This window comes from Epibacterium ulvae, assembly GCF_018678075.1.
GTDB classification, from domain to species: domain Bacteria; phylum Pseudomonadota; class Alphaproteobacteria; order Rhodobacterales; family Rhodobacteraceae; genus Epibacterium; species Epibacterium ulvae_A.
The window spans coordinates 1-26,254 of sequence record NZ_JAHHIR010000013.1 but is presented as its reverse complement, the minus strand read 5'-3'; the positions used below and the strand labels follow the sequence as shown (position 1 = coordinate 26,254).

Here is a 26,254-nt window from a genome sequence, read left to right as displayed (position 1 = left end):
TTATGATCTAGTCGAACCATACACGATAGCGCCGCAAAACAGAAGTTTTCTGCGATGTCCCGCAGTCTGCGGCGATGCTCTTAATATGGGATTAAGGCAGCGCGCTGCAAGATTGCGCCAGATTGTTGGTTAGGCTCGTTCTGCATCTGGACCTTACCGCGATTTTAGGTCATATCAAAAGCGGATTATGCGGAGGCGACCCATGGGAATCCTGAACACTCTTTTGCAAGCTGTCACCTGGTGGAATGGTGCCACCCTCAATACCGTTCTTTACACACGCCGCAATGGTACCAAAGTGGGTGAAGACGAGCAGGGCAACACATTCTATCGCAATGCCGATGACAGCAAGCGTTGGGTGATGTTCAACGGCGAAGCCGAAGCGTCGCGTGTCAGCGCCGACTGGCACGGCTGGTTGCATCGCACCTATAACGAAGTGCCCAGCGAAAAGCCGCTCAAGCACAAGTCCTGGGAACAACCCCATCAGGAAAACCTGACCGGCACCGCTTTGGCCTATGCGCCGTCCGGTTCGATCCGTGCCGGTGGTGAGCCCAAGGCGCGCAGCGACTACGACGCTTGGGTTCCTGAATAAGCCAAAGGCGGCACAGCATGTCTCAAAATCCTACCGAAGTCGTCGTAGGCGGCGTTGTTTTGGCTGCGGCGATTGGCTTTGCGATTTTCGCAAGCCAAGCAGCGGGCCTGTCGCGCGGCGGCTCTGACTATCCGCTGTCGGCCTCCTTCCGCTCGATCGAGGGGGTGAATGTCGGCACCGATGTGCGTCTGGCGGGCGTCAAAGTCGGCACCGTGACCGAGGTTGGCTTGAACGCTGAAACCTTTCGCGCGGATACAACAATCAGCATCAGCAACGGTGTTGAGATCCCCGACGACAGCGCGGCTGTGATCGCATCCGAAGGCCTGTTGGGCGGCAACTTTGTTGAGATCGTACCGGGCGGTTCGCCATTTGGCCTTGAGCCTGGCGATGAGATCTTGGACACCCAAGGTTCGGTTAGCCTGATTTCGCTGTTGCTGAAATTCGTCTCCGGCGGGGATGGATCTTGATCGTTCGCAGCTTTGCATTTGCTTTGACGGCCGTTGTTATGGCCGGGGCCGTACAGGCGCAAAACGTTGCTGCTGCATCCGGTGCAGGCGCGGTTCTGCGTAGCCTGGACAAGGTCAATGGCCGCGTTGAAGATGTGGAAGTGCCGGTTGGCGGCAGTGCCAAGACCCAAGGGTTGATGGTCACCGTCAGTGATTGCCGCTATCCGGTTGATAACCCAACCGGTGAGGCCTACGCCTATTTGCGGATCCGCAACCCGCAGGATGGGGTCGATTTCTTTCAGGGATGGATGATCGCCTCAAGCCCGGCGCTGAGCGCGCTGGATCACAATCGCTATGACGTCTGGGTCCTGCGCTGCAAGATCTCCTGAGCCGTCGGCAGCGCCCGTGCGGTAAAGTCCGCGTCGACCTCTAACGCATCTTTCAAACGGCTCTGATAGGCTGCGCGTGATATTTCAATCGCGCCCAATGACGCCAGATGCGGGGTAATGAACTGCGTATCGCACAGGGTAAATCCACAAGCCGTCAGATGTGATGTGAGATAGGCGAGGGCGACCTTGCTGGCGTCTGTCCGCCGCGAGAACATGCTTTCGCCAAAGAACGCTCCGCCAAGAGAGACCCCATAAGAACCACCAACCAGCTGGTCGCCCTCCCAGACCTCGATGGAATGGGCGTGGCCATAGTCATGCAGCTCTACGTAGCGCTCGTGAATTTCGTCATTGATCCAGGTCTGGGGCCGGTCAGCGCACCCGTCGACGACGCCTGCAAAATCCTGGTTGTAGCTGATCTGAAACCGCGCGCGTTTGATCGTGCGGGCCAGGGATCGAGAGATACGGAACTGGTCAAGCGGCAGCACACCACGGCGTTTGGGATCGACCCAAAAGACTTCGGGATCGTCGCGGTCGTCGGCCATCGGGAAAATTCCGATGGAATAGGCGTGCAGCAAAAGCTCTGCGGTAAGTTCCATATGAATGCAAAGTCCAAAGACAAAAAAGGCGCGCCGGAGCGCGCCTCGCTTGAACCCTCAACCTATCAGGCTTGTAGGTTTGTTTCCAGCCAACGTTCCAGCCAGTGAATGTTATACTCACCGGAATGGATGTCGGGCTCTTGCAGCAGCGCATGAAACAGCGGCACCGTGGTGTCGACGCCGTCCACAATCAGCTCACCCAAGGCGCGGTGCAGGCGGGCAATCGCCTCCTGACGGTCGCGGCCATGCACGATCAGCTTGCCAATCAGACTGTCGTAATACGGTGGGATCGAATAGCCATCATACAGCGCCGAGTCCATCCGCACGCCCAAACCACCGGGCGCGTGGAAGGCCGTGATCTTGCCCGGGCAGGGAGCAAAATTCGGCAGACGCTCGGCGTTGATGCGCACTTCGATGGAGTGACCGTTGATCTCCAGATCGTCCTGCGCAAAAGACAGGGGATGACCTGCCGCAACGCGGATCTGTTCGCGCACAAGGTCCACACCAAAGATCGCCTCGGTCACCGGGTGCTCCACCTGCAGACGGGTGTTCATCTCGATGAAATAGAACTCACCATCCTCATAGAGGAATTCAACGGTACCCGCGCCGGCATAGCCCATCTTGGCAATCGCATCGGCACAGGTTTTCCCGATCTTGGCGCGCTCTTGGGGCGTGATGCAGGGGCCGGGGGCCTCTTCAAAGACCTTCTGGTGACGGCGCTGCAGTGAGCAGTCCCGCTCACCCAAATGGACGCCGTTGCCTTGGCCATCGCCAAAGACCTGGATCTCGATGTGACGCGGCTTTTGGAGGTATTTCTCCATATAGACTTCGTCATTCCCAAAGGCGGCTTTTGCCTCAGACCGTGCGGTAGAAAAGGCAACTTCGAGATCTGCAGCTGTTGCGGCAACTTTCATGCCGCGTCCGCCGCCACCTGCGGTGGCCTTGATGATCACGGGATATCCCATGTCCGCTGCAACCTTCTTGGCAGTTGCAACATCTGGGACGCCGCCCGGTGACCCCGGAACGCAAGGGATACCCAAGGCGTGTGCGGTGTCTTTAGCGGTGATCTTGTCGCCCATCTGACTGATGTGTTTGGCCGAGGGGCCAATGAATTTCAGCCCGTGGTCTTCGACGATCTGCACAAAATTCGCGTTTTCCGACAGGAAGCCATAGCCCGGGTGGATCGCCTGGGCGCCGGTGATTTCACAGGCCGAGATGATCGCAGGGATCGACAGATAGCTTTGTGCGCCGGACGGTGGGCCGATACAGACCGATTCATCTGCCATGCGCACGTGCATGGCGTCGGAATCAGCTGTGGAATGCACCGCAACCGACTTGATGCCCATTTCCCGGCAGGCACGGATCACGCGCAGCGCGATCTCCCCCCGGTTGGCAATTAGGATTTTGTCAAACATGGGCCACCCTTACTCGACGATGACCAGCGGAGACCCGAATTCGACGGCCGCGCCGTCTTCGACCAGGATGCGCTTCACGGTGCCTGCTTTGGGCGCCGGGATGTGGTTCATGGTCTTCATCGCTTCGACGATCAGCAAGGTGTCGCCTTCGCTCACTTTGTCACCGACTTTGGCGAACGCAGGCGCGCCGGGTTCTGCTTGCAAATATACTGTGCCAACCATTGGCGAGGTTACCGCACCAGGGTGGCTGGCGGGATCTTCGCTGGCGTCTGCTGCAAGCGCTGCTGCGGCGGGGGCCGCGGCTGCAAATGGTGCAGGTGCTGCGGCGACAGGCATTTGAACCTGTGCTGCTACGGCCATCTGGCGCGATACGCGCACATTCAGGCTGTCGTCTTCACCATAATCCCGTTTCACTTGCAGTTCAGTCAGATCGTTGTCCCGCAGCAGTTCGGCCAGTGCCTTGATGAATGCTACGTCTGCTTCATGATTTTTGTTTGTCATTTTGTCCTCAGCCGGTTCCGACAGGCCCGCCATGCGGGGCGGGTTGGAAATCAGGGCGGTTATAAGGCAAGCTTTGCCCTATGGAAAGCACTCTTGAGTGTTGTGATAAATGGCTATCCTTTGGGAAGATTGCAACATCTTGCGCGTTAAAGGGGCATGCCAGAGAGTTTCGCCACCAATTCGGGAAGTTTGCGGGCGCCAAATTTTGCCAACAGATGGGCGCGATGAGTCTCGATCGTGCGATAGGACAGATCGAGTTCCTTGCCGATTTCCTTGGCCGACAGCCCGTGACAAGTCAAAATGGCCACTTCGCGCTCGCGCGGGGTCAGGCTGACCACAGGACGGTCCTGTGAGATATCGACAAAGGACCAGACACCGGCGGCAAAGGGCTGTGTGGGCGAGGTCGAGCGTCCACGCACACGACACCAGAACAGTTCACCGTTCAGTCGGCGCATGATGCGTTCATCTGTATAGCTGCCCTCGGGCGCATCCAGATGTTGCAACACATTTCCCACCCGCTGGAAATCTTCCTGGCTTGGGTAGAGCTCTGCGATTGTACGGTCCAGAAACTCTGCCGTATCACCGCAAAAGGTTTGCGCGAACTGGAGATTGCAGGTTTTGATAACCCGATCTTCCAGAACCGCGAGGCCAACGGGGGCGTGGTCAAAGGCAAATTCATTCATACGGATTTATGCGCATAAACAGCGTGTTGTGAAAAGGGATTTACCTCAAAAAAAGGCCGCCCTCGGGGAAGGGCGGCCAGCAATCTCTCGCAATGCGGTGTCTAGGAGCGGAGAGGTTGCAGTTAGATGGCGAGATACTCAGCCCGCAATTCATGATTTTCCAGAACTTCAGCGGCGGTGCCGTCAAAAACGATTCCTCCGGTGTCCAAAATGACCGCGCGATCCGCCAGTTCTAGCGCGCGCACCGCATTTTGTTCGACGATGATCGTGGTCATGCCCTGTTCCTTGATATGGACAAGGGTCTTTTCGATCTCATCCACAATCACCGGGGCCAGCCCTTCGTAGGGTTCATCCAGCAACAGAACCTTGATGTCGCGCGCCAGCGCCCGAGCAATCGCCAGCATCTGTTGCTCGCCGCCGGACAAGGTGATGCCTTCTTGTTTGCGCCGCTCTCCAAGGCGGGGAAACAGCTCATACAGACGTTCCAGCGACCAACCGATGGGCGGTGCGATTTGGGCCAGCTGCAGGTTTTCTTCCACGGTGAGGCCAGCAATGATGCGGCGGTCTTCGGGGACCAATCCCAGACCCGCGGTCGCGGCCTCGTAGGATTCCATCAGATGCAGCGGTTTGTGATCCAGCCAAATCTCACCCTGGGTCACCATCGGCGAGCCGGTGCGCGCGATCGAGCGCAAGGTGGAAGTTTTGCCCGCCCCGTTGCGACCCAAAAGCGCAAGGATTTCACCCTCGTGGACGTTAAAGTTAATGCCCTGCACGATATAGCTTTCGCCGTAGTAGGCATGCATGTCCCAGACCGACAGAAAGGCCGGCGCGGTGGTGGCCTGATTTGCGTTTTTGGAAAAGTCGGGTTTGACGTTCATCTCGGTTTCCTTCCCTTACGCCGTCTCACCCAGATACGCTTCGCGTACCTTTGGGTTGCCGCGAATGTTTTCTGGATCGTCTTCAACCAATGGGGTGCCCTGCGCCAGAACCGTGATCCGATTGGCAAGCGAAAAGACAACATGCATGTCGTGTTCGATAATGGCGATGGTGATGTCACGCTCTGCTGCGATCTCTTTCAGCAGGTCGATGGTATTGTTGGTATCCGCCCGCGCCATGCCGGCCGTCGGTTCATCCAGCAGCAACAAACGCGGCTCCTGGCTGAGACACATGCCTATCTCCAACCGCCGCTTGTCGCCGCGTGACAGCGAGGCCGATTGCATATGGCGTTTTTCGGCCATATTCATCTCTTCCAGCATGTGTTCGGCGCGCTCCAGAACCTCTTTCTGGTTGGTGACCATCGGCATGGCATTCAACATGAACGCACCGTCGCGTTTGGCGAAGCAAGGGATCATCATGTTTTCCATAACCGTCAGATCTCCAAAGATTTCAGGCGTTTGGAAGACGCGGCTGATGCCCATCTGGTTGATCTCATAAGGCGCACGGCCCAGAACCGATTGCCCGTCAAACATCACCGATCCCGTGTCCGGGATCAGCTTGCCAACCAGGCAGTTCAGCAGGGTGGATTTACCGGCCCCGTTGGGGCCGATGATGGCGTGAACCGTGTTTTCCTTGACCGAGAGGTTCACATCCGAGAGCGCCTGCAAGCCACCAAAGCGTTTGCCTACGTTTTTGACTTCGAGAATTCCCATACGCCCGTCTCCTTATTCCGCAGGTTCGGTTTTGCCAGCTTTGGCGTCTGGTTTGGCGCTGCGCTTGCGGAACCAACCAAGCACACGCTGACCACCTTCGACCAAACCGCCTGGCAGATAGATGACCACCAGCATGAACAAGATGCCTAAGGTCAGGTGCCAGCCTTTGCCGATGAAGGGGTGGATGATGAAGACCATAAAGTCTTCGAGCCCGTCTGGTAGAAACGCGAACCAGCTGTGCAGCACATTGTCGTTGATCTTGGAGAAGATGTTTTCAAAGTATTTGATGAAGCCAGCCCCAAGAACCGGACCAATCAACGTCCCCGCACCACCAAGGATGGTCATCAAAACAACCTCACCCGAGGCCGTCCATTGCATCCGCTCCGCACCAGCCAGAGGGTCGACCGCAGAGAGCAAGCCCCCCGCCAGACCCGCATACATGCCCGAGATCACAAAGGCCGCCAGCGTGTAAGGGCGCGAATTCAGGCCAGTGTAGTTCATGCGTTGCTGGTTGGATTTCACCGCCCGCAGCATCATCCCAAAAGGCGAGCGGAAGATGCGGATCGCCAGGTAAAAGCAGATCAGCATGACAATCGCACACATGTAATAGCCTGCGTTCAGCTGGAACTCCCACGCGCCGACCTGGATCTTTTGCGTCGCCCGCATGGACAGGCCGAACAGATGCGGCAGATCCGGCAGCCCGTCGCGGTGGAACCATTGCGGGTCGTTGGCGTAAACCTGCAGGCCTGTCTCACCATTGGTCAGGTTGAACCGTGGGTTTGACAGCACCGAATAGGCCAGCGCGAAACACATCTGTGCAAAGGCCAGCGTCAGGATCGAGAAATAGATGCCCGAACGGCGCAGGCTGACAAAACCGATCAACAGCGCAAACAGCCCCGAGATCAGGATCGACAGGACAATGCCGGGGATGACGTTGTAGCCCAGCAGCTTGAACATCCAGACACAGGAGTAGGAGCCGATGCCAAGAAACGCCGCATGGCCAAAGGACAAGTATCCGGTCAGGCCAAACAGGATGTTGAAGCCAATGGCAAAGATGCCAAAAATCACAAACTTCTGCATCAGATCCGGATAGCCAGCGTTGAACTGTGCCATGGCCGAATCTGTTGGAAACGGGTTCAGGATGATGGGCGCAAACAGCGCCAATAGGGTGACAATGATCAAGACACCAGTGTCGCGTTTATCTAGTCCAAACATGATCTTAGTCCTCCATCACGCCTTTGAGCCCCATCAACCCACGTGGGCGCGTCAGCAAAACGACAATGGCGACAAGGTAAATGATGATCTGATTGATGCCGGGCAGGGTGGTCGTCGCCCAGGTTGTTGAGGCAAAGCTTTCCAAAATGCCCAACAGGAAACCGGCCAAGACCGCGCCGGGCAGCGAACCCATGCCGCCCACAACAACAACCACAAAGCTGAGCACCAGAAAGTCCATGCCCATGTGATAGTTCGGCGGGTTGATCGGCGTGTACATGACACCGGCCAGACCTGCGACAGCGGCGGCGACACCAAACATGATCGTAAAGCGGCGGTCGATATTGATGCCGAGCAGCCCCACGGTCTCGCGGTCTGCCATGCCGGCCCGGACAACCATGCCAAAGGTGGTGAAGCGCAGAAAGCTGAAGATGGCCGCAATGATGGTGACCGAGAAGAAGAAATAGACGATGCGCCAGACCGGGTAGACAATATCCATGCCAAAGGCCGCGCCGACATTGGCCACGCCGTTCAAGGCATCAGGCGCAGGTGTCTGGATCGGGTTTGCGCCGTAGAAGTATTTGACAACCTCTTGCAGCACGATCGCCAGGCCAAAGGTCACCAGGATCTGATCCGCATGGGGGCGTTTGTAGAAATACTTGATTAGCCCGCGTTCCATGATGAAGCCCACGGAGACCATGATCGGAATGGCAAAAACGATCGCAATCGGCACTGACCAGTCGATGATCATGCCGCCGGTCTCGGGTCCAAACCAGCTTTCGACATATGGGGTTTTGACTTTGAGCGGATTGCCCAAAAAGTCTTTTTGGCTGGGGTCTACCGTCTCATAGCTGAGGCTGAGGACCCGTTGAACGGTCACGGCGACAAAGGCGCCGATCATGAACAATGCGCCATGGGCAAAGTTCACAACGCCAAGCGTGCCGAAGATAAGTGTCAAACCCAGCGCGATCAGCGCATAGGCCGAGCCCTTGTCGAGCCCGTTTAGAATTTGCAGTAGGAGTGCGTCCATCGTCCTTTACCTTTTTGGTCAGAACGGGTTTGCGGGAACAGAGGTTCCGTCGCCGGAGAGTGGGACCCGGTCGCGGTTCGCGGTCTGATTGTGATGAGATGGACGAGAGCGAGGGGGCGCTCCCGTCCGGTCCAAGGCGCGGGTGTTATGCGCCTGGGTTACAGCTGCCCAAAGCGCCGCCTGCGAACATCGGGTGATCGACGCCATAGGTGACCTGGGCTGCTGGCGTGACTTCGACCACTTCCAGAAGATCGAATTCAGAGGTCGGGTTTTCCTTGCCGCGCACAACCAGAACGTCTTTGAAACACTGGTGATCGTCGGCACGGTACAGGGTCTTTCCGTTGCCCAGACCGTCGAATTCAAACCCTTCCAGGGCTCCCGCAACCGCACATGGGTTGAAAGAGCCCGCGCGCTCAACCGCATCGGCATAAAGCAGGGTCTGGCAGTAAACGGTATGCGCCGCCTGGCTGGGCGGGAAGCCGTATTTGGTACCAAAGGAGCGGACAAAGGCCTGGCTGCCTTCGTCTTGCAGGGACCAGTGCCAGTTGGTGGAACCGTGGATGCCTTTTACGTTTTCACCGGCACCTTTTGCCATCAGACGCGAGTAGAGCGGCACAACGATCTCAAAGTTCTTTCCGTTCACTTGCTTCTCACGCAGCCCGAACTGAACCGCGTTGGTGAGCGAGTTCACCATATTGCCGCCGTAGTGGTTCAGAACCAGAACATCGGCGCCAGAGTTCAGAACCGGTGCGATATAGGACGAGAAGTCGGTCGCAGCCAGCGGGGTTTTGACCGTGTTCACAGTCTCCCAGCCCAAGGCCTCGGTGGCGGCTTTGATCGACTCTTCCTGGGTCCAGCCCCAAGTGTAATCCGCCGTCAGGTGATAGGCCCGGCGGTCGTCGCCATAAAGGCTCTTCAACACTGGTGCCAGGGCTGCGCCGGACATATATGCGTTAAAGAAGTGGCGGAACCCATTGGCTTTTTTGTCTTTACCCGTGGTGTCGTTAGAATGGGTCAGACCGGCCATAAAGATCACGCCAGCTTCCTGGCACAGACCTTGAACCGCGATGGCCACACCCGAGGACGACCCTCCGGTGATCATAACCGCGCCGTCTTTTTCGATCATCGACTTGGCCGATGCGCGGGCGGCGTCTGATTTGGTTTGGGTGTCGCCGGTAACGTATTTGACTTCCTTACCAAGGATGCCGTTACCTTGCAGCGCTTTGGAGCTGAAGGTGTTCATCATGCCACCGTCGCCTGACCCGTTGATGTGTTCAACAGCCAGCTGATAGGCGCGCAGTTCGTCTGCACCTTCATCGGCATAGGGACCTGTTTGGGGTACGTTAAAGCCCAAGGTCACAGAGCCGCCAGTGGGTTCATTGGTGAACGCCGCTGCAGATTGTGCTGTAAAGATGGTCGGCACCGCCAACCCAGCGCTCGTTAGGGCACCAGACTTCAGCACGCCGCGGCGCGATAGATTTGATTTGTCCATGTTTTTCCTCCCAGAAAATGGCCGACGCAGCTCCTCACTTCCACGTTGACCCGCACTTTTTGTGCAAATTAACTATGCGGGGGTGCTGTAAAATTTCGCAATAAAACCTTTGCCTGAAAGGATTATTATGTAAACAAATGAACAGTGAATCGTTGCATACTGTAAATTAACTTATGCGGCAGTGCAGAAAGTGTTTGATATTACTAATTTTGTCTGGGAGGAGCAAAATGGCGCGTCACATGCTGACCGGGAGTCGAATCCGGGAACGGCGCCTTGTGCATGGTTTGCGCCAGGCGGATCTTGCCCGTCAAGTCGGGATCTCGGCCTCTTATCTGAATTTGATCGAGCACAATCGTCGCAGAATCGGCGGCAAACTTCTGGTCAGTATCGCCCAGGCTCTGGAGGTCGAGCCGTCGATGCTGACCGAAGGGGCGGAGGAAACATTGCTGAGCGCCCTGCGGGAGGCGGGATCAGAAGGCGCAGCCCCGGTGGCCGAGCTGGACAAGACCGAAGAATTCGCTGGCCGTTTTCCCGGATGGGCCGAAGTTCTGGCCGCCTCCCATCGCCGCATTGGCGCATTGGAGCGCACGGTTGAGGTTCTGTCAGACCGGCTGACACATGATCCGCAACTGGCGGCGTCGCTCCACGAGATGTTGTCGACGGCGGCGGCGATCCGGTCCACGGCGGAGATCCTGGCTGAAAACGACGACCTGGAGTCCGAGTGGCTGGATCGGTTTCACCAGAACCTCAACCAAGATGCCCAGCGATTGGCCGACAGCAGCCGGGCTCTGGTGTCCTTTCTGGATGAGGAAAACACGGTCGCCGACAATCAGGGGATGCCCCAGGATGAGGTGGACCGGTTTTTGGCGGACCATGGCTTTCACTTTCCTGCGCTGGAACAGGAAACCGAGACCCCGCGTTCTATGGTGGCAGCTGCCGATCAGCTCAAAAGCGACGCGGCCAAGGATATCGCCACACGGGTGCTGGAACATTACGTGCGCAATCTGCGCGCGCTGCCGTTTGCCCCGTTGATGCAGGCGATCGCCGAGGTTGGGACCGATCCGGGCGCGCTCGCGGCCAGGTTCGAAGTTCGGCTGGAACAGGTCATGCACCGGCTTGCGATGATGACCGAAGAAGATCTGGGCAGCGATGTTGGATGTGTGGTCTGCGATGCCTCGGGGGCCACATTGCTCAGACGGCCAACCGGCAGTTTCTCCATTCCGCAATATGGCGCGGCCTGTCCGTTGTGGCCGCTGTATCAAGCCCTGAGCCAGCCTCATATCCCTTTGCGCCGCGTCATTCAGCAGCAGGGACGTGGCGCGCAGCGGTATCTATGCTACGCGTACGGATGGCACGCAGGTCCTGCGGGCTTTGGCTCGGATCCGATGGTTCGAGCCGCTATGTTGATCTTTCCGCTGACGGATGATGTGGAAGGTGTTATTCCGGTAGGTGTGAGTTGTCGTGTATGTACGCGTGACGCGTGTGAGGCGCGCCGCGAGCCGACAATCCTGAAGGATGGGTTTTGACAGTATGTAATGGACCAGCCTATTGTACTGGTTGTGAAAAGCACCGTGACGGACACGTCTGGGAGGCGGTGCAGGGGAGGATTTTCTGCTGATGAGCAGGCATGTTGTTCTGATCGAAGACGAACCAAATATAACCGAAGCGATCCGTTTCTTGTTGCAACGGGACGGCTGGACAGTTGAATCGCACGCGGATGGGGCCTCGGCGACGGATTTCATTCACAATTCAAAGCCCAACATCGTGATCCTGGATCTGATGTTGCCGGGCAAGAGCGGTCTGGACGTGGTGCGTGAAGTGCGCGATCTGGACGGGCTCGAAGATTTGCCCGTTTTGATGCTGACCGCGCGCGGCCAGTTGAAAGACCGTGAAATGGCGGAAAAAGCTGGCGTGACTCGGTTTATGACCAAACCCTTTTCCAATGCAGAGGTTCTGACCGCTGTACGAGACCTATGTGCGCAAGCCGAACAACGATAATCGCCTCTGACGGGGCAGAACGCGAGGGGGAGATCAAAAGCTCCTTTGTGGATCGGCGCACCTATCGGCGGCGGCGCCTGATGGATCTGTCGCGCATGTTGCCAGTGTTTGGCGCGCTCTTGCTCATGCTGCCATTGATGTGGTCGCCGAGCGGAACGGACGCGCCGACGTGGTCCATGTCGGCGGTCCTAATCTACGTGTTTACCACTTGGGTTGGGTTGATTCTGCTGGCTCTCGTGTTTGGAATGGCGGTGCGTCGGTGGGCCTATCACTGGATTGACGCGCCCTATGCACCAACGGATGATCGCGAGGGACACTGATGGGGTCCCTGAATACGCTGGTCCTTGTCTGTTTGTCCTATGTGGCCCTGTTATTCTTTGTCGCTTTTGTCGCCGATCACCTGGCCGCACGCGGCAAAAGCGCCCGTTGGATGCGCTCTCCGCTGATCTACACGCTGTCCTTGTCGATCTATTGCACGGCCTGGACGTTTTACGGCGCGGTTGGCAATGCGGCGCGGTCGGGATTGGAGTTTATCACCATCTATCTGGGGCCAACGCTTGTCATGGTCGGTTGGTGGTGGGGCTTGCGCAAACTGGTGCGGGTCGGGCGCAGTCAGCGCATCACCTCGATTGCCGATTTGGTATCAGCGCGTTACGGGAAATCACACGCGCTGGCGATTGGCGTCACGGTGCTCGCCGTGATCAGTGTTACGCCCTATATCGCGCTGCAACTGCAGTCGATCACGCTGTCTTTTGCCATCTTTGCCGAGGCCGATCCCGATAGCCGGTTCAGTGACACCAATACTGTTTTTGGTGTGGCGGTTGGGCTTGCAGCCTTTGCCATCTTGTTTGGGACCCGCAATCTGAACGCGAATGAACGCCACCATGGCGTGGTCACCGCCGTCGCTCTGGAGGCGATTGTCAAACTGGTGGCGCTGCTGGCAGTTGGCATCTTTGTCGTCTGGGGGATTGGCGGTGGGGTTGGTCCGACGCTTGATAAGATCGACAGCTCGCCGATTGGCAGCTGGCGGGTGGATTCCGGGCGGTGGAGCACGTTGATCTTCCTATCCGCCGCCGCCTTTGTCTGTTTGCCGCGGATGTTTCAGGTCATGGTGGTCGAGAATGAGGATGAACGCCACCTGCGCACCGCCTCTTGGGCCTTTCCGCTGTATTTGATGCTGATGTCGCTCTTTGTCCTGCCTATCGCGGCCATTGGCCTGCAGATCATGCCCGAAAGCACCAATCCGGATCTGTTCGTTCTGGCCATCCCGTTGAGCCTTGGACAGGAGAACCTGGCGATGCTGTCGTTCCTGGGCGGGTTTTCTTCCGCGACGTCCATGGTGATCGTGGCGGCGATGGCGCTGTCGACGATGGTGTCAAACCACATCGTCATGCCGATCTGGCTGCATCAGCAGTTACGCGGCGCCTCGGTCTCGGGTGATGTGCGCAATGTGGTTCTGTATTCGCGACGGCTTTGCATCGGCGTGATCATGGCGCTTGGCTATCTGTATTATCGTCTGACGGGCGGAGGCACCGCCTTGGCGACCATTGGTTTGGTGGCCTTTGCCGGGATTTCCCAGATCCTGCCCGCACTGGTCGGCGGCCTGTTCTGGCGCGGTGCCACCCGCAATGGGGCCTTGGCCGGGATTGCGGTCGGATTTGCCATCTGGCTCTATTGCATGTTGTTGCCGGCACTTGGGCCAGGTCTGCTCAGCGATAGCGTCATGGAATTTGGCCCCTGGAGGATCGACTGGTTGCGGCCGCATGCGATGTTTGGTCTGGATGGGATCGACCCGATGGTCCACGCAGTCTTTTGGTCGCTAAGTTTCAACACATTGGTGTTCTGCGCCGTGTCCCTTGTGGGCTTTCCCAGCCCGTTGGAGCGGCTGCAGGGCGCGCAGTTTGTGCATGTCTTTGAACATTCCGCCGGACCGCGAGGTTGGAGCGGTTCTGTCGCCCAGTCCGAGGACCTGATGGTTATGTCACAGCGTATCCTTGGTGCGCGCGAAGCCCAAGCGTTTTTCGACAAGGAACGCCTGCGTCAGGGGGATCGTGGCACATTGCCTGAGCCGACGCCCAGCTTTCTGGAACGTCTCGAACGGGAGCTGAGCGGCTCCATCGGTGCCGCCGCGTCTCATGCGATGATCGGGCAGATTGTCGGCGGATCCTCCGTCTCGGTTGAGGATCTGATGGCGGTTGCGGATGAGACCGCGCAGATGCTGGAGTATTCAAGCCGACTGGAATTGCAATCGGCCAAACTGGAAGACACGGCGCGCAAGCTCCGGGATTCAAACGAAAAGCTGACACAGATCTCGGCCCAAAAAGATTCCTTCCTCAGCCAAGTCAGTCACGAGCTGCGCACACCGATGACCTCAATCCGCGCCTTTTCCGAGATTTTGCGTGATGCTGAGCAGATGCCAGAACCCGATAAAAAACGCTTCGCCGGGATCATTCATGATGAAGCACGGCGCTTGACCCGATTGCTGGATGATCTTCTGGATCTGAGCGTTCTGGAGAACGGGCAAGTGTCGTTGAACCATGAAACGGGCGATCTCGCGGACATTCTGGATCGTGCGGTCTCCACCGCATTGACGGGAGCAGAACAGCCCATGAACGTGGTGCGCGACGCAACGCCTGAGGTGGTTCTGGTTGCATCAGATCTCGACCGACTCGCGCAGGTTTTCATCAATCTGATCGCAAATGCGCAGAAGTATTGTGACGCTGTTAAACCGAGATTGATCATCCGTGTGCAAAAATACGGCACCGGTGTTTACGTTGATTTTGTCGATAATGGCAGTGGTATTCCCGCCGAGCACCAACAGACGATTTTTGAGAAATTCTCGAGGGTTAGCCCCGAAAAAGCAGGTGGTGCGGGGTTGGGATTGGCCATTTGTCGCGAGATTATGGAACGTCTCGGCGGCGATATCGTTTACCTGCGTGACAAGGGCGGGGCGGCTTTTCGCGTATCCCTGCCAATTGCAATCGAAACGGGTGAATAGTTGCGTCTTGTAAAGACCTTAGTAACCACCTCGCTTTAAACATTAATCAAAAGGGGCACGAACGGGTGCAGGCTGATTTCGATGGCTAATTCAAACAAAGCAGATCCTTCTGGCGATTTGATCAATGTACTCGCCAAGAAGCTAGCAGCGACAAAAGAAGGGACAAAGACGCTTGGCAGCTCTTTGACCTTGAAGGCTTTGCGCCGATCGCTTGCGCGGGCGGCTGCGGATCTGTGTGAGCTGCCTTTGGGGGTGATCGCAGCCCGTCAGGCAAATGCCGTGCCCGAAGACCTGACTGGACATTTGTCGGATCGCGATCTGTTGATTGTTCTGGATGGTCCCAATGGCCGGGTTGGCGCGGCCTCGCTTGACGCGGCGCTTGTAACGGCCCTCATCCAGCAGCAGACCATGGGGCAGGTGCTGGGGCTGGGCTCGGACGGGCGCAATTACACCCCCACCGATGCCGCGATGATGGCTGAATTCCTGGAGCGGACGTTTGAAAAAGTCACCGCTCTCCTTGATGGCGAAGGCGACAGCAAGACATTCGCGGGCTACAAATTCGGGGCGCAAATCGACAATGTGCGCAACCTTGTGCTTGGCCTTGAAGGAAGCGACTATCGCGTGATCCGTGTCACCGTCGATCTGGCAGGTGGGATGATGCAAGGTGAGTTGGTCTTGGTCCTTCCTGAACCCAAGGTCGAGACCGATTCTGACGAGCCGGTTGTTGGACGCTCTCTTGGTGCCAATATGCACTCGCTACGCGCCGAGCTGAGCGCGGTTTTGTGTCGTGTAAAAGTGCCGCTCAATGAATTCGCATCGCTGAAAATCGGCGACAGTATCCCGCTTGATCACGCCTTCCTATATGAAACGCATCTGCTGACAATCGGTGGCCAGAACATTGCCCAAGGCCGCTTGGGTCAGATCAATGGCTCCCGCGCTATTCGCCTGGTCGCACCGGGGACCAAGCCTGGCGACGATCTTGGCAACGCTGATGGCTTCGGATCCGCAGTTGGTCCCGCGCCAGGCACGATGGAGCCTCCGACGATTGATCTGGAAATCGCAGGTGAAGGCCTGGATGACCCAAGTGGGCTTGGCGGATTTGGCGGTGATCTTGGTGGTGGCCTGGACGGAGGCCTTGGCGGTTTTGATGCGGGCGGTGATCTGCCCGGTCTCGGTGGTGATCTGCCGCCGCTCGGCGATCTCGCTGACGATTTGGGCGGCGATCTGGGTGAGCTTCCACCGCTTGGCGGCGACCTTGGTGATTTCAACCCGGATACTGCCGCTGCAGAGATTTCTGAGCTCGCAGGTCTGGGCGACGACACCTAACTCACAACTGATGTCGGGCGGGCTTAATCGCGTTGCACAGCGGTTGGCTGGAAAATGCCCCACGCCGTCCGTGGCGAAAGTAACCCATCTTCACAAAAACAAACGCCCCACTTCGCAAGAAATGGAGCGTGCTTTAAAATCGAATGTCAGCTCAATTAGACAAGCGTTTCCAGTGCGGGCCGCAGGTTTGACAGATCGTAACCGGCTTCGGCAGCAGTGCTCAGAACAGCGTCCACGCCAAGGTCGGATACTTGGCCCAAGGCCCAGATCACCGAACACCGGGTGCCAGATGCGCAATAGGCCAGGACGGGACCGGGATTGTTTTCATACATCGCACGCTGGGTGCCAACGTTTTCCGGTGTCATTGTCTGATGGGTCAGGGGCAGTATTTCGAACTTCAAACCGGCCGCTTCTACAGCCGCTTGCAGCGCTTGCGCCTGATGGCTTGGGGGAACCTCCTCATCAGGGCGGTTGCAGATGACGGTTTTGAACCCGGCGTCTACAATGGCGGGAACATCTTCGACCGCGATTTGCGGCGAAACCGAATAACGGGGTGTGAGCTTGCGTAGGTCCATGTGATCTTCTTTACGCTTTTGCCATGGCTCGGTCCAGTTGGATTGCCACCATTGGCGACAGTTGCATGCCACAAATCATCGCGAGCAAGAAAATTGCGCCACTTGCCCCCTGATAGCTGATCGATGCGATGGCTGGCCCCGGACATAGGCCGACTAATCCCCAGCCAATCCCAAAGAGGACCGAGCCGGTGATCAGTTATGGGTCTACGTGCGCGGCGGGCGGGGCAGGGAAGGCGCCCGCGACCAGCGGTGCGCGGTTCTGTGCCAGCCGCCAAGCCAAAGCCATCGGGACAAGCGCGCCGCTCATGACAAAGATCAACGTGGGATCCCAGGCGGCGGAGAAGTCCAGAAAACCCTGAACTTTCGCAGGGTTGGTCATCCCGGACAAAAACAATCCCGCACCAAACATCCCGCCGGACAGGGCTGCGACAATAAACCGGATCATGACAGGGCTCCAAACAAATGCCGCATCACTGAAACGGTCAGCGCGCCTGCACCAATATAAAGGACGGTGGCCGTGATCCCGCGCACCGACAGGCGCGAAATGCCGCAGACCCCGTGGCCAGAGGTGCACCCGTTTGCCACGCGCGTTCCGATCCCTACCAGGACCCCGGCTGTTAGCAGCAAGGGGAGGTTCTGGGTCACAGTCGTCTCGACCGGGATCTGGACGATGTGATGCAGGAAAAACGGAACCCCAATGACCGCCGCCACAAAAATCAGACGTTCCAATTGCAACGCCCGGTCACTGTGGCGGGCGATAAGGCCACCCAGAATGCCGCTGGCCCCCATGATGCGCCCATTTCCCAGCAACAACAGCGCGCCGCCCAAACCAATCAGCCCGCCGCCAAGCAGGCCCCATATCCAATCCTGTTGCATCTCACTGCTCCTGCGTCTTTCGCGATTTTAAAGCTTGTTTACCGGTACTTTCAGATAGACGGCGCCATCCGCCTCTGGCTCTGGCATGTGGCCCGCACGCATATTGACCTGTAGGGATGGTAGGATCAGGCGCGGCGTGCCAAGGGCGGCATCGCGGCGGTCGCGCATCTGCACAAACTCCTCAACGCATTTGCCTGCGCCGACATGCACGTTCAGCGCTTTTTGCTCGGCGACGGTGGTTTCCCACGCGTATTCATCGCGACCCGGCGCTTTGTAGTCGTGGCCCACAAAAATACGAGTGGTATCGGGCAGGGTGAGGATTTTCTGTATGGAGTTGAACAGGACCTTGGAACTTCCACCGGGAAAGTCACATCGTGCCGTGCCGAAATCAGGCATGAACAACGTATCCCCGACAAAGGCCGCGTCGCCGATCACATAGGTCAAACATGCAGGCGTGTGTCCGGGCGTATGCAGCACGGATCCGCGCAGGTCACCAACGCGAAAGGTGTCGCCTTCCCCAAACAATTGGTCAAACTGGCTACCGTCGCGCTGAAACGCGCATCCCTCATTGAAGATCTTGCCAAATGTGTCCTGAACAACGGTGATCTGACGTCCGATGCCAATTTTCCCGCCGAGTTCTTCTTGCAAATGGGGCGCCGCAGAGAGGTGATCCGCGTGGACATGGCTTTCGAGGATCCAATCAACGCACAATCCCTGACCGTTGATCCAGTCGATGATGCGGTCTGCCGAGTCCGTACGGGTGCGTCCCGCCGCCGGATCATAGTCCAAAACCGAGTCGATGATGGCGCAGTGGGACCCTGTCTGATCACTGACCACGTAAGAGACTGTATTTGTGGCATTGTCAAAGAACGCCTTGACCAAAGGGGGCATACGCATCTCCTGCATTTGCGGATTTAAATATATTAAAACACGAATACGGCGCAAGGTGAATGCCTATGAATCGACATTCAAACCAAAAAAATTTGGTAAAGAGAGCAACTTTTGGTTGTGCCGCTGTCATGTTTCCATGTTTTACTCAACCACAGGGCTCACAAATTCGCGGATCAAATTGAAAACTTTGAATTTGGAATTTGTTGGGTATTATGGAGGCGACATGAGTGTAGGGAGGACACATCATGACTAAAACTGAACTACTGACCTATGCGGCTCAGTTGGAAGAACAGATTCTGGCTACGCCACCCACGGGTCGATTGAGTTACCAGCCAAAATTGCGAGAGGTGCTGCGGGATATCCGGCAAAGCGGATCCGAAATACCATCACGCTTACGACGTCTGGACGTGCAGCTGGAAGAACAGGCTGCTGAACGGATGTTCGACAATATGCCGATTTAGCCGGGCTATTGTTGTCGGTCTTTCAGGCGCGATGGCTTTGAACCAAAGCCGTTACGACAGAAATAGACCGACCATGACAAGGATCAAACCAAGCACTGACAGCAGCAATGCACCCAGATTGTACGGAATGACTTTTTGAACCTCGGCGCGAAGCTCTTCGTCGCTGAGGTTCTTTCGTTTTGCCAGCGCGACTTTTGCAATGCACCATAAGAGTCCCAGCAAACCTGCCAATGACACGGCGGCACCGATCCAGACCATATATTCCATATTGTGGGCTCCTTCACAGTGGGGCAGGGAAAATCGCGCCGCCGAGCCATAAGGCGTCTTGTGCGCAAGTGCAACGGGTCATCCTGCGCAAGGGATCGCGCCGCTTGAACCGCTGCGGCTTTATCCAGTCTTGCAGCAGAGAGTTCAGACTTGTATCCAATGGCAAATCAATTCTCAAAGCACATGCACCGAGCAGGATGCGCATGGAGCCGTTATGGATATCACAGAAGACGAAAAGAGCGAAAGCTATCGTGTAACCGCAGGTGAGCTGCGTCAGTTCATTGAACAGTTTGAGCGTTTGGACGAAGAAAAGAAGTCGATCGCCGAACAACAAAAAGAAATCATGGCGGAGGCCAAGGCGCGTGGCTACCAATACCACCACTAATTTGTTGTGTGAGTTAGTAAACAATGGCTTAGAGGGAAACACTGTATTATATTGTGTGTTCCACAGGGCCAGTCCATCCCAAGAATACAAATGAGGTAACGATGAGTGATTACGAAGAAGCAACTGACTCGTACAAGGTAACCGCCAGCGAACTCCGCCAGTTCGTCGAGCGCATTGAGAGACTTGATCAGGAGAAGTCCGACCTCGCCGAACAGCAAAAAGAGGTATTCTCAGAACTAAAAGGACGTGGCTACGACGTAAAGGTAGTTCGCACCCTTATTAGACTGCGCAAAAGGGACAAAGACGACATTGCGGAAGAGGAAGCTGTCCTTGAGATGTATAAAGAAGCGCTTGGCATGGCTTAATTCAAAGAGGGACCGCTTCGCGTTAGACGGCTCCATGCCGCCATACTTCGATTTGTATTTATAGAACGTCGCCGAACTGATCCCGTGCCGCCGACACACATCAGCGGTCTTGTCGCCAGCTTCCTGCTCCTTGATCATCGCAATGATCTGTTCGTCCGTAAATCGCGCCTTCATTTGTCCGTCCTTTTGTTGGGCGGACTCTACACAAATCTGGAGGAGTTTTAGCGGCGCAGGTCAAGTTCTAAACAGCGGTCTCGACAGTCCTGCTTGGTAGAGTGAAATACTGGGGGTTATGGGGCGTTGCCGATGAGGGCGGCGGCACAGGCGGTTATTATTCCACGCGCCAGTTCCTTATCGGTGTCGTCTTATTTCAATTGCCTTACTGCGTATGCGTATCCAACCGCCCACACCTCCTGCTCTGAACCTGCTTCCTCGATTGCCCAATCTCGGCAGGCCCGCAGATAGGCGCTTATTGGTGTGCCGTCTGCAAACACATGAATATCAGCCCAAACGTTAGCTTGTTCGCCGCTTGGCCATCCGGCGCGATCAGGGGAGTGGTGCAAGGTGAGAGACTGCGATAGCACCAGCAGACACAGCGTCTGCGGTATGAGCTACAGTATCAAAGGTTGCTGTGGCAGAGCGACGAGCAGCGAGCATTACGTTAGCCATGGTTGATCTCCTATGTCATGACACCAGTAGGTAGGATGTGGACCTGTCGCGCTTTAGTGCCTCCCCAAGTGCTCGTTTAAGCCGCTTTCCGTTCGAATGCGACAGGGCTTTTCCAGTCCAGTGCTGAGTGCCGACGGAGCGGATTGTAGAAGCCGTTTACGTATTCGAAGATTGCCATCTCGGCCTGCCGCCGCGTTTCCCATGACCGCCGCCAGATCAGTTCGGCCTTTATGGATTTGAAGAAGGTCTCAACGGCGGCATTATCATAGAAATTTCCTTTGCCGCCCATCGACACCTTGAAGCCATGCTGGCGCAGAAGTTTCTGATAGTCGTGAGAACAGTATTGGCTGCCACGGTCCGTGTGATGGATGCAGCCTCTTGGAGGCGCATGGAAGGCTATGGCCATCTTCAAAGTCCGGATTGCCAGATCGCGTTTCATGCGATTGCTCACGGCCCATCCGATCACCTGTCGAGAATGCAGATCCAGGATCACAGAGAGATACAACCAACCTTCACGGGTCCAAACATAGCTGATGTCACCCGCCCATTTCTGGTTTGGCGCATCTGCCATGAAGTCACGATCCAACAGATTGGACGCAATGTTGAACTTGTGATCGCTATCGGTTGTGACCTTGTGTTTGCGCATTCGCACAACGGATATGCCGTTCTGCCGCATCAGACGGCCAACTCGACGATGGCCCACATCCAAGCCGATCTCCTTCAGCTCTTCGGTCATGCGTGGTCTGCCATAGCTGCCCAGGCTGAGGCGCGACTGTTCTTTGATATGAGCCAGCGCAACCAGATCAAACCGTTGTTTGCGACTGGCTGGACGACTTCGGAAGGCACGTAAACCGCGCGCACTGGCGCCGACAACGTCGCACAAGCGAGTGGCTGGAAAGCTGGCTCTGTGTTCTTCTATAAACCTAAATCTCATTGCTTTAGGCCCGCGAAGAACTGGGTGGCCTTTTTTAGAATATCCCTCTCCTCCTTGAGGAGCTTGATCTCACGCCGAAGCCGGTCATTCTCTTTGGCGAGGTCTAAATCCTCTTGTGACACCACGTCCGTGTCTCGATGCTGGGTGATCCATTTGTTCAGCGTCGACATCCCGACACCAATATCATCCGCCACCTGCTTACGCGTTAGCCCGCTCGTCAGTGCTAAACGCACCGCATCTTGCCGGAATTAGTCCGTCCGTTTCAGTCCCATAGTTCATCTCCTTTGGTGCAGTAAGTGCTATCAAAGGAGCGACATCAAACCGTGACAGGTCCAATGCCTGCATCGCCGAGAGGGGGCATTCCCGGCTGTGTTCGTCCAGGATATTCAGCGTCCTGAATGCCCTGCCATCGTCTGTCCGGTGATGCACGACGTCGAACGACCAGACATGGTTGCGATACTCAGGACGCAGCCGGACACAGGATCCATCATTGAGCCACAGCCGCCCCTTTTTAGGTTGCTTCATTGGCACTTTAAGCCCCTCAAGTCGCCACAGGCGTTCGACACGTTTGTCATTCACTTGCCAGCCAGCGTCTCTCAGCAAGGCCGCGACCCGGCGAGAGCCATATCGACCGTACTGCCGTGTCTGCTCGATCATGTCCACGATCAGGCGATCTTCATCAGCACGACCAACCGGTACACGCCTTTGCGTGGAGCGGTGCTGGCCAAGGACACGGCAAACTCGACGCTCAGAAACCTTCATTTGGCTGCGAACCAGGTTGATACAGGCGCGGCGACGCGAGGGGCTCAGAAGTTTCCCCGTGCGGCCTCTGACAGGATCAACTTGTCCAATGTCAGATCCGAGACAGCCCGACGAAGGCGGGGCCACTTCTTTGGGGGAGGCTCAATGGTGCGCGCTGCGAATGTCACGGTCGAGCACTAAGTACCTTGCCCATCTTTTGAAGCCTTTGCCGACAATTGGATGATATTGCCGTTCTCGTCTACCAATCTTGTGAAGACTGCCGAACCGTTATCATCTATTAATCGCTCGGCTCCGGGTACTCTGTAGGTCAATAATGCTTGTGTTAGCTCGCGGTTACTCCAAGTTTTAAAAACCTGCATCGCTCCGCCTGGTAATGTCGTGTTCGAGTACGGCGACACCGAAGTTTGCGTGAACGTAAAGCTTTCAAGATCTTCGTTTTGTATGTAACTGTGTGTGGCGTCTCGCAATGCTGCTTTGTAGTGAATTCTAGCGACAATTTCACTGAATTGAATTGGATGTAATTTTTTGAAAGCGAGATCAAACGGGTCCAAATCACCAGAATGATGTTGAAGGCCGCCGTCAGCGACAAAAGCGAATCCTAGACCACCAAAGCGAACACAAATAGATTTTCCGAGTACATTCGTAGATATGTCAAAATCTCCATACTCAGGGTCTTCATCAACTTGATATACATATAGTGTGAAGGGATGTATTGTGTGTAGGCAGTTGAATGTTATTTTTTTCACCAAAACTGAACGAGCAAGTGCATTAAAAATAGCTCGTCAAAATAGTTCAGTGGGACTATTTTACCTTGATCAGATTGGCGTTGGTTTAAGGGTAAAGCCGATCCTTTTATAAGGATTCCAAGAAAATTTTGGACATCCAACGCCCGACCTCAAAGCTATGTTCTGGTGCCCAGCGTTCTATGTCTTTTGGAACCATCCGTGATACAAAATCTTCTGTCGATTTAAGAACGGAATTGTTGCAATGAGAGCATGCTGTTATGGTCAGGCCCCTATAGAAAAAACGAGTGCCGTTTAGAAGCGTGAGTTTCTCATTAAACAAATCATGCCTTCTTTGCAGCCACTTTGGGATGACATGTTCGCCGACACCTGAGGAAGGTTCCGTCCCACAGAGAAAGCACTTACCAGCACCAATGTTTTCAGCTTTCAGGGCTGCTGTTGTTAAACTCAAAATGTAGTTGGACTGGTCCATATTTTTTTCGCTTTGTATTTGGGATCAAGTTTATCAAGAATTGTTCTCTGAATGTAATCAAGAGTAGTTTTCCGCATTTCAGACCTTGGCGCTGAGCGCAGCGAATCCCCGCTCTCCGCCCGTCTCCGTTATTCTTTGAATTTCCGCTTTGGCCAAAAACGCTTCGATATTTGTGGTCTACGCGTTTCTGGCCAAAGCTATGTTTCGCGGGTCCTTCTAGCAGTCAAAGAGGAATGCACGATGCAGCTACCGGCTGCTGTAGTGACGTGGACCACATGTCGTCGATAAAATGGACGCGATGTTGGGCGTTGATGGAATGCGCACCGCACTTCGTGTCTGTGACATTAACGGCTCATTTCCGTCTTCTATCAAGGACCGTTATGGGGCGAAGCTTTCAAGTGCGTATGCCCAGCAAACTGCCGGATGTTTTTCTTTGGCTTTGCCGCTCACTCTCACCGAGATTCCCGCCTCGGCGGCCATTTGGGCTGAGCAAGAACGGCCCATTCCTGCCGCTCGCCGGTGGCGCCAATGCTGCAATGCAGTTTCACCAGACCAGCCATTCGCGGCACCTGTGAGGCCGGGAAGTCAATCACGTGGGAAATCGCGTAATAGTCGCAGCGCTTGTTCAATCAGAGACCCAATGCTTGCCCCCCGAACCTGACCGAGGCATTTATTGGGGCAACTGTTTCCAACCGAGACCTGCCCATGGCCCGCAAACCTGCCCTCCCTACTGACAAGCTGAAAAATCTCGGCACAGACAAACTCGCGCAGCTGGTGCTGGAAGAGGCCGAGCGCAATGCTGGGTTCCGGCGGCAAGTCAAAGCGGCGCTGGCCGGGAAGTCCGGCCCCGAAGCCATTGCCAAACTGATCGACCGACGGCTGTCCGGGCTGGCGCGGGCAAAGAGCTTTATCGAATGGGACAAGGCCCGCGCTTTTGCCGACGATCTGCGCAGCCTGACCGATACGATCACATCCGAGCTTGGACCTGCCGCCCCGGCGCTGGCCATAGACCGGTTGCTGCGCTTCATCGCCACCCATGAACAGGTGTTCGAACGAGTCGACGATTCTTCCGGTTGCGTTCAGGACGTCTATTATCAGGCGATCCACGCAACCGGCGATTTGGTCGCCAGCCTGCCGGTGCCTGAGGCCAACGCGCTGCCGGAGAAGATAATGACCGCCCTTGGCGAAAGCACGCATGGCTATCTCGCTGACGTGACCGAGGCCGTAGCGCCGCATCTGCCGCAAGACACTCTGGCGCGTTGGGACGGCGATCTGAAAGACGCCATCGCCGAACGGCAGACCGAAGACGCAGCGCGCAAATCGGATGGCTGGTTTTACTCCATGACCTCGCAATGGGCCGGGATGCGCCAGATCCTCGCCTCGGCGCGGGGGGATCTCGATCTGCTCATCGCGCTGGAGCTCAAGAAAAAGCCACATATGCAAGATACATTGGCGATCACGGCGCAGCTTCTGGAGGCTGGGCGCACCGCCGAAGCGCTGGAATGGGTGCGCAAGCCCGGGCGGCGCACTTTTGGCGAAACCGATGATGGCCTGGCACCAGAACGCGTCAGCCTGGAAGCGCGCATCTTGGACGCCACCGGCGACAGTTCGGCGGCGCAGGCTCTGCGTTGGCGCTGTTTTGAGGCACGCCTGCCCGCCGACATCCTGCGGCAGTATTTGAAACTGCTACCGGATTTTGAGGATATCGAGGCCGAAGACCGTGCTCATGCATTTGCGTTGGAAAAGGCAAAACCCGAGGAGGCGCTGCAATTCTTCCTTGATTGGCCACGACTTGATTTGGCGGCAAAGCTGATCACGACGCAACCGCACCGCTGGGACGGGGGGGATTGGCACAACCTGCCAAAAATCGCGGACCTGCTGGAACACGATCATCCCTTGGCGGCGACAATCCTCTACCGGGCCCTTCTGGACAGCATCCTCGACCGCGCACGATCCAAGGCCTATGGGCACGGCGCAAAATATCTGGGGAAACTGACCCTATTGGCCCAAGAGGCGGACGCCATGCGCCCCGGCACAATGACCGACCACGCAACCTATCTTGCCAAGCTCAAGAAAACCCATCCTCGCAAATCAGGATTCTGGGCGCGCGTCGGGGACGGCGAACCGAAAACGCCACAAACGAGTGGGGCGCGTCGCCCTGTGTGGATCAAAGATGATAGGTAACGGCCCTTATCGGCCATTCTCCGTACCAAAAAACCGCTGCAGTGCGGCCCGTCTTTGCTGCCGTTCGCTGCGGGCGCGAAATCAAGCAACTACCGAATTGGTAGTATGCGGCCAGGACGAAGCCGCTGGCGCGGCAATGGCGCTTGCTGCGGTTGTTGTGCGCTGACTTTGGCGGTGTGGATTTTGAGATCTAGCGAACCTGTCTGACGATTGAGCCTTCTCAATCAACGGACAGGAGAGTTTCCATGACACATGAGAAGACAACCCCGCTGCGTGAGCGGATGATCGAAGACATGCGCATCCATGGGATGGGCGATAAAGCGTAAAAGGCCCATATCCGGTCGAT

At 56.3% G+C, this 26,254-nt stretch carries 28 protein-coding genes and 3 pseudogenes; 12 read left to right on the top strand and 19 right to left on the bottom strand.

Going from position 1 to position 26,254, the window contains the following annotated elements:
• Window positions 1-202 precede the first annotated feature (202 nt).
• Genes KMP13_RS02910 through KMP13_RS02900 form a run of 3 tightly spaced genes read left to right on the top strand, consistent with a single transcriptional unit; the run spans window position 203 to window position 1,424 of the window.
• Window positions 203-589 (top strand): NADH:ubiquinone oxidoreductase subunit NDUFA12, encoded by a 387-nt coding sequence (locus KMP13_RS02910; RefSeq protein WP_215264057.1) that lies wholly within the window; start codon window positions 203-205, stop codon window positions 587-589.
• Window positions 590-606: 17 nt separating this feature from the next.
• Entirely contained in the window at window positions 607-1,056 is a 450-nt protein-coding gene (mlaD, locus tag KMP13_RS02905) for an outer membrane lipid asymmetry maintenance protein MlaD (RefSeq protein ID WP_215264056.1), read from the top strand.
• Window positions 1,057-1,094: 38 nt separating this feature from the next.
• Window positions 1,095-1,424 carry a DUF2155 domain-containing protein gene (locus KMP13_RS02900; protein ID WP_215264192.1) on the top strand — a complete coding sequence of 110 codons (330 nt, stop codon included), beginning with the start codon at window positions 1,095-1,097 and terminating at the stop codon, window positions 1,422-1,424.
• On the opposite strand, the gene aat is transcribed toward KMP13_RS02900, so the two are convergent.
• The 9 genes from aat to KMP13_RS02855 form a co-directional block, all read right to left on the bottom strand.
• On the bottom strand, window positions 1,388-2,020 hold the full coding sequence (aat, locus tag KMP13_RS02895; protein WP_215264055.1) for a leucyl/phenylalanyl-tRNA--protein transferase: 633 nt from the start codon (window positions 2,018-2,020) through the stop codon (window positions 1,388-1,390). The two genes, KMP13_RS02900 and aat, sit on opposite strands and share 37 nt — an antisense overlap.
• Window positions 2,021-2,085: 65 nt before the next feature.
• Window positions 2,086-3,435 (bottom strand): acetyl-CoA carboxylase biotin carboxylase subunit, encoded by a 1,350-nt coding sequence (accC, locus tag KMP13_RS02890; protein ID WP_215264054.1) that lies wholly within the window; start codon window positions 3,433-3,435, stop codon window positions 2,086-2,088.
• Window positions 3,436-3,444: 9 nt separating this feature from the next.
• A complete protein-coding gene (accB, locus tag KMP13_RS02885; RefSeq protein ID WP_215264053.1) occupies window positions 3,445-3,936 on the bottom strand; it encodes an acetyl-CoA carboxylase biotin carboxyl carrier protein in 492 nt (163 codons plus the stop codon).
• A 146-nt stretch (window positions 3,937-4,082) separates the two neighbouring features.
• Window positions 4,083-4,619 carry a PAS and helix-turn-helix domain-containing protein gene (locus tag KMP13_RS02880; protein ID WP_215264052.1) on the bottom strand — a complete coding sequence of 179 codons (537 nt, stop codon included), beginning with the start codon at window positions 4,617-4,619 and terminating at the stop codon, window positions 4,083-4,085.
• 122 nt (window positions 4,620-4,741) lie between these two features.
• On the bottom strand, window positions 4,742-5,497 hold the full coding sequence (locus KMP13_RS02875) for an ABC transporter ATP-binding protein (RefSeq protein ID WP_215264051.1): 756 nt from the start codon (window positions 5,495-5,497) through the stop codon (window positions 4,742-4,744).
• Between the two features lie 15 nt (window positions 5,498-5,512).
• Entirely contained in the window at window positions 5,513-6,268 is a 756-nt protein-coding gene (locus KMP13_RS02870; RefSeq protein ID WP_215264050.1) for an ABC transporter ATP-binding protein, read from the bottom strand.
• Between the two features lie 12 nt (window positions 6,269-6,280).
• On the bottom strand, window positions 6,281-7,483 hold the full coding sequence (locus KMP13_RS02865) for a branched-chain amino acid ABC transporter permease (protein WP_215264049.1): 1,203 nt from the start codon (window positions 7,481-7,483) through the stop codon (window positions 6,281-6,283).
• Window positions 7,484-7,487: 4 nt separating this feature from the next.
• Entirely contained in the window at window positions 7,488-8,510 is a 1,023-nt protein-coding gene (locus tag KMP13_RS02860) for a branched-chain amino acid ABC transporter permease (protein WP_215264048.1), read from the bottom strand.
• 145 nt (window positions 8,511-8,655) lie between these two features.
• The gene (locus KMP13_RS02855; RefSeq protein ID WP_215264047.1) at window positions 8,656-10,002 is read right to left on the bottom strand and encodes a substrate-binding protein; all 1,347 of its coding nucleotides are present in this window, start codon (window positions 10,000-10,002) and stop codon (window positions 8,656-8,658) included.
• Window positions 10,003-10,229: 227 nt separating this feature from the next.
• On the opposite strand from KMP13_RS02855, the gene KMP13_RS02850 reads away from it, so the two are divergent.
• From KMP13_RS02850 to KMP13_RS02830, 5 genes are all read left to right on the top strand, one after another.
• A complete protein-coding gene (locus KMP13_RS02850; protein ID WP_215264046.1) occupies window positions 10,230-11,528 on the top strand; it encodes a helix-turn-helix transcriptional regulator in 1,299 nt (432 codons plus the stop codon).
• Window positions 11,529-11,619: 91 nt separating this feature from the next.
• Complete coding sequence (locus KMP13_RS02845) at window positions 11,620-12,000, top strand: response regulator transcription factor (protein WP_215264045.1); 381 nt, start codon at window positions 11,620-11,622, stop codon at window positions 11,998-12,000.
• Window positions 11,976-12,320 carry a hypothetical protein gene (locus KMP13_RS02840; protein WP_251363656.1) on the top strand — a complete coding sequence of 115 codons (345 nt, stop codon included), beginning with the start codon at window positions 11,976-11,978 and terminating at the stop codon, window positions 12,318-12,320. The genes KMP13_RS02845 and KMP13_RS02840 overlap by 25 nt, the downstream gene beginning before the upstream one ends.
• The gene (locus tag KMP13_RS02835; protein ID WP_215264044.1) at window positions 12,320-14,998 is read left to right on the top strand and encodes a sensor histidine kinase; all 2,679 of its coding nucleotides are present in this window, start codon (window positions 12,320-12,322) and stop codon (window positions 14,996-14,998) included. Before KMP13_RS02840 ends, KMP13_RS02835 begins: the two co-directional genes overlap by 1 nt.
• 81 nt (window positions 14,999-15,079) lie before the next feature.
• Entirely contained in the window at window positions 15,080-16,324 is a 1,245-nt protein-coding gene (locus KMP13_RS02830) for a flagellar motor switch protein FliM (protein WP_215264043.1), read from the top strand.
• A gap of 155 nt (window positions 16,325-16,479) precedes the next feature.
• Here the strand turns inward: KMP13_RS02830 and KMP13_RS02825 are convergent, their stop codons facing one another.
• The 4 genes and pseudogenes from KMP13_RS02825 to KMP13_RS02810 form a co-directional block, all read right to left on the bottom strand.
• A complete protein-coding gene (locus KMP13_RS02825; protein ID WP_215264042.1) occupies window positions 16,480-16,899 on the bottom strand; it encodes a TIGR01244 family sulfur transferase in 420 nt (139 codons plus the stop codon).
• A 10-nt stretch (window positions 16,900-16,909) separates the two neighbouring features.
• Window positions 16,910-17,344, bottom strand: a pseudogene (locus tag KMP13_RS02820) (DUF6691 family protein).
• A complete protein-coding gene (locus tag KMP13_RS02815) occupies window positions 17,341-17,775 on the bottom strand; it encodes a YeeE/YedE family protein (protein WP_215264041.1) in 435 nt (144 codons plus the stop codon). Before KMP13_RS02815 ends, KMP13_RS02820 begins: the two are co-directional and overlap by 4 nt.
• A 27-nt stretch (window positions 17,776-17,802) precedes the next feature.
• Complete coding sequence (locus KMP13_RS02810) at window positions 17,803-18,666, bottom strand: MBL fold metallo-hydrolase (RefSeq protein WP_215264040.1); 864 nt, start codon at window positions 18,664-18,666, stop codon at window positions 17,803-17,805.
• Between the two features lie 245 nt (window positions 18,667-18,911).
• Between KMP13_RS02810 and KMP13_RS02805 the strand changes: the two genes are divergently transcribed.
• Window positions 18,912-19,127 (top strand): hypothetical protein, encoded by a 216-nt coding sequence (locus tag KMP13_RS02805; protein WP_215264039.1) that lies wholly within the window; start codon window positions 18,912-18,914, stop codon window positions 19,125-19,127.
• Window positions 19,128-19,178: 51 nt separating this feature from the next.
• Here the strand turns inward: KMP13_RS02805 and KMP13_RS02800 are convergent, their stop codons facing one another.
• Window positions 19,179-19,394, bottom strand: a complete 216-nt coding sequence (locus KMP13_RS02800) for a hypothetical protein (protein ID WP_215264038.1) — start codon at window positions 19,392-19,394, stop codon at window positions 19,179-19,181.
• Window positions 19,395-19,608: 214 nt separating this feature from the next.
• On the opposite strand from KMP13_RS02800, the gene KMP13_RS02795 reads away from it, so the two are divergent.
• Both KMP13_RS02795 and KMP13_RS02790 read left to right on the top strand, forming a co-directional pair.
• Window positions 19,609-19,779, top strand: a complete 171-nt coding sequence (locus tag KMP13_RS02795) for a DUF2312 domain-containing protein (protein WP_435370334.1) — start codon at window positions 19,609-19,611, stop codon at window positions 19,777-19,779.
• Between the two features lie 101 nt (window positions 19,780-19,880).
• A pseudogene (locus KMP13_RS02790) lies at window positions 19,881-20,126 on the top strand (DUF2312 domain-containing protein); the annotation flags it as partial.
• On the opposite strand, the gene KMP13_RS02785 reads toward KMP13_RS02790, so the two are convergent.
• The 5 genes and pseudogenes from KMP13_RS02785 to KMP13_RS02765 all read right to left on the bottom strand — a co-directional run bounded on the left by KMP13_RS02785 (window position 20,016) and on the right by KMP13_RS02765 (window position 23,724).
• Complete coding sequence (locus KMP13_RS02785; RefSeq protein WP_435370333.1) at window positions 20,016-20,318, bottom strand: transposase; 303 nt, start codon at window positions 20,316-20,318, stop codon at window positions 20,016-20,018. The pseudogene KMP13_RS02790 and the gene KMP13_RS02785 sit on opposite strands and share 111 nt — an antisense overlap.
• 571 nt (window positions 20,319-20,889) lie before the next feature.
• Window positions 20,890-21,980 (bottom strand): IS3 family transposase gene (locus KMP13_RS02780; RefSeq protein WP_353055673.1). Its coding sequence is split into 2 segments (ribosomal slippage): window positions 20,890-21,776 and window positions 21,776-21,980, totalling 1,092 coding nucleotides; the frame shifts between segments, so codons are not numbered across the junction.
• Between the two features lie 124 nt (window positions 21,981-22,104).
• Window positions 22,105-22,640: pseudogene (locus KMP13_RS02775) on the bottom strand (IS3 family transposase); the annotation flags it as partial.
• A 45-nt stretch (window positions 22,641-22,685) separates the two neighbouring features.
• The gene (locus KMP13_RS02770; protein ID WP_215264036.1) at window positions 22,686-23,255 is read right to left on the bottom strand and encodes a hypothetical protein; all 570 of its coding nucleotides are present in this window, start codon (window positions 23,253-23,255) and stop codon (window positions 22,686-22,688) included.
• A gap of 106 nt (window positions 23,256-23,361) precedes the next feature.
• Complete coding sequence (locus KMP13_RS02765) at window positions 23,362-23,724, bottom strand: hypothetical protein (RefSeq protein ID WP_215264035.1); 363 nt, start codon at window positions 23,722-23,724, stop codon at window positions 23,362-23,364.
• Window positions 23,725-24,429: 705 nt separating this feature from the next.
• Between KMP13_RS02765 and KMP13_RS02760 the strand changes: the two genes are divergently transcribed.
• A complete protein-coding gene (locus tag KMP13_RS02760) occupies window positions 24,430-25,908 on the top strand; it encodes a DUF6880 family protein (protein ID WP_215264034.1) in 1,479 nt (492 codons plus the stop codon).
• Window positions 25,909-26,254: the final 346 nt, after the last annotated feature.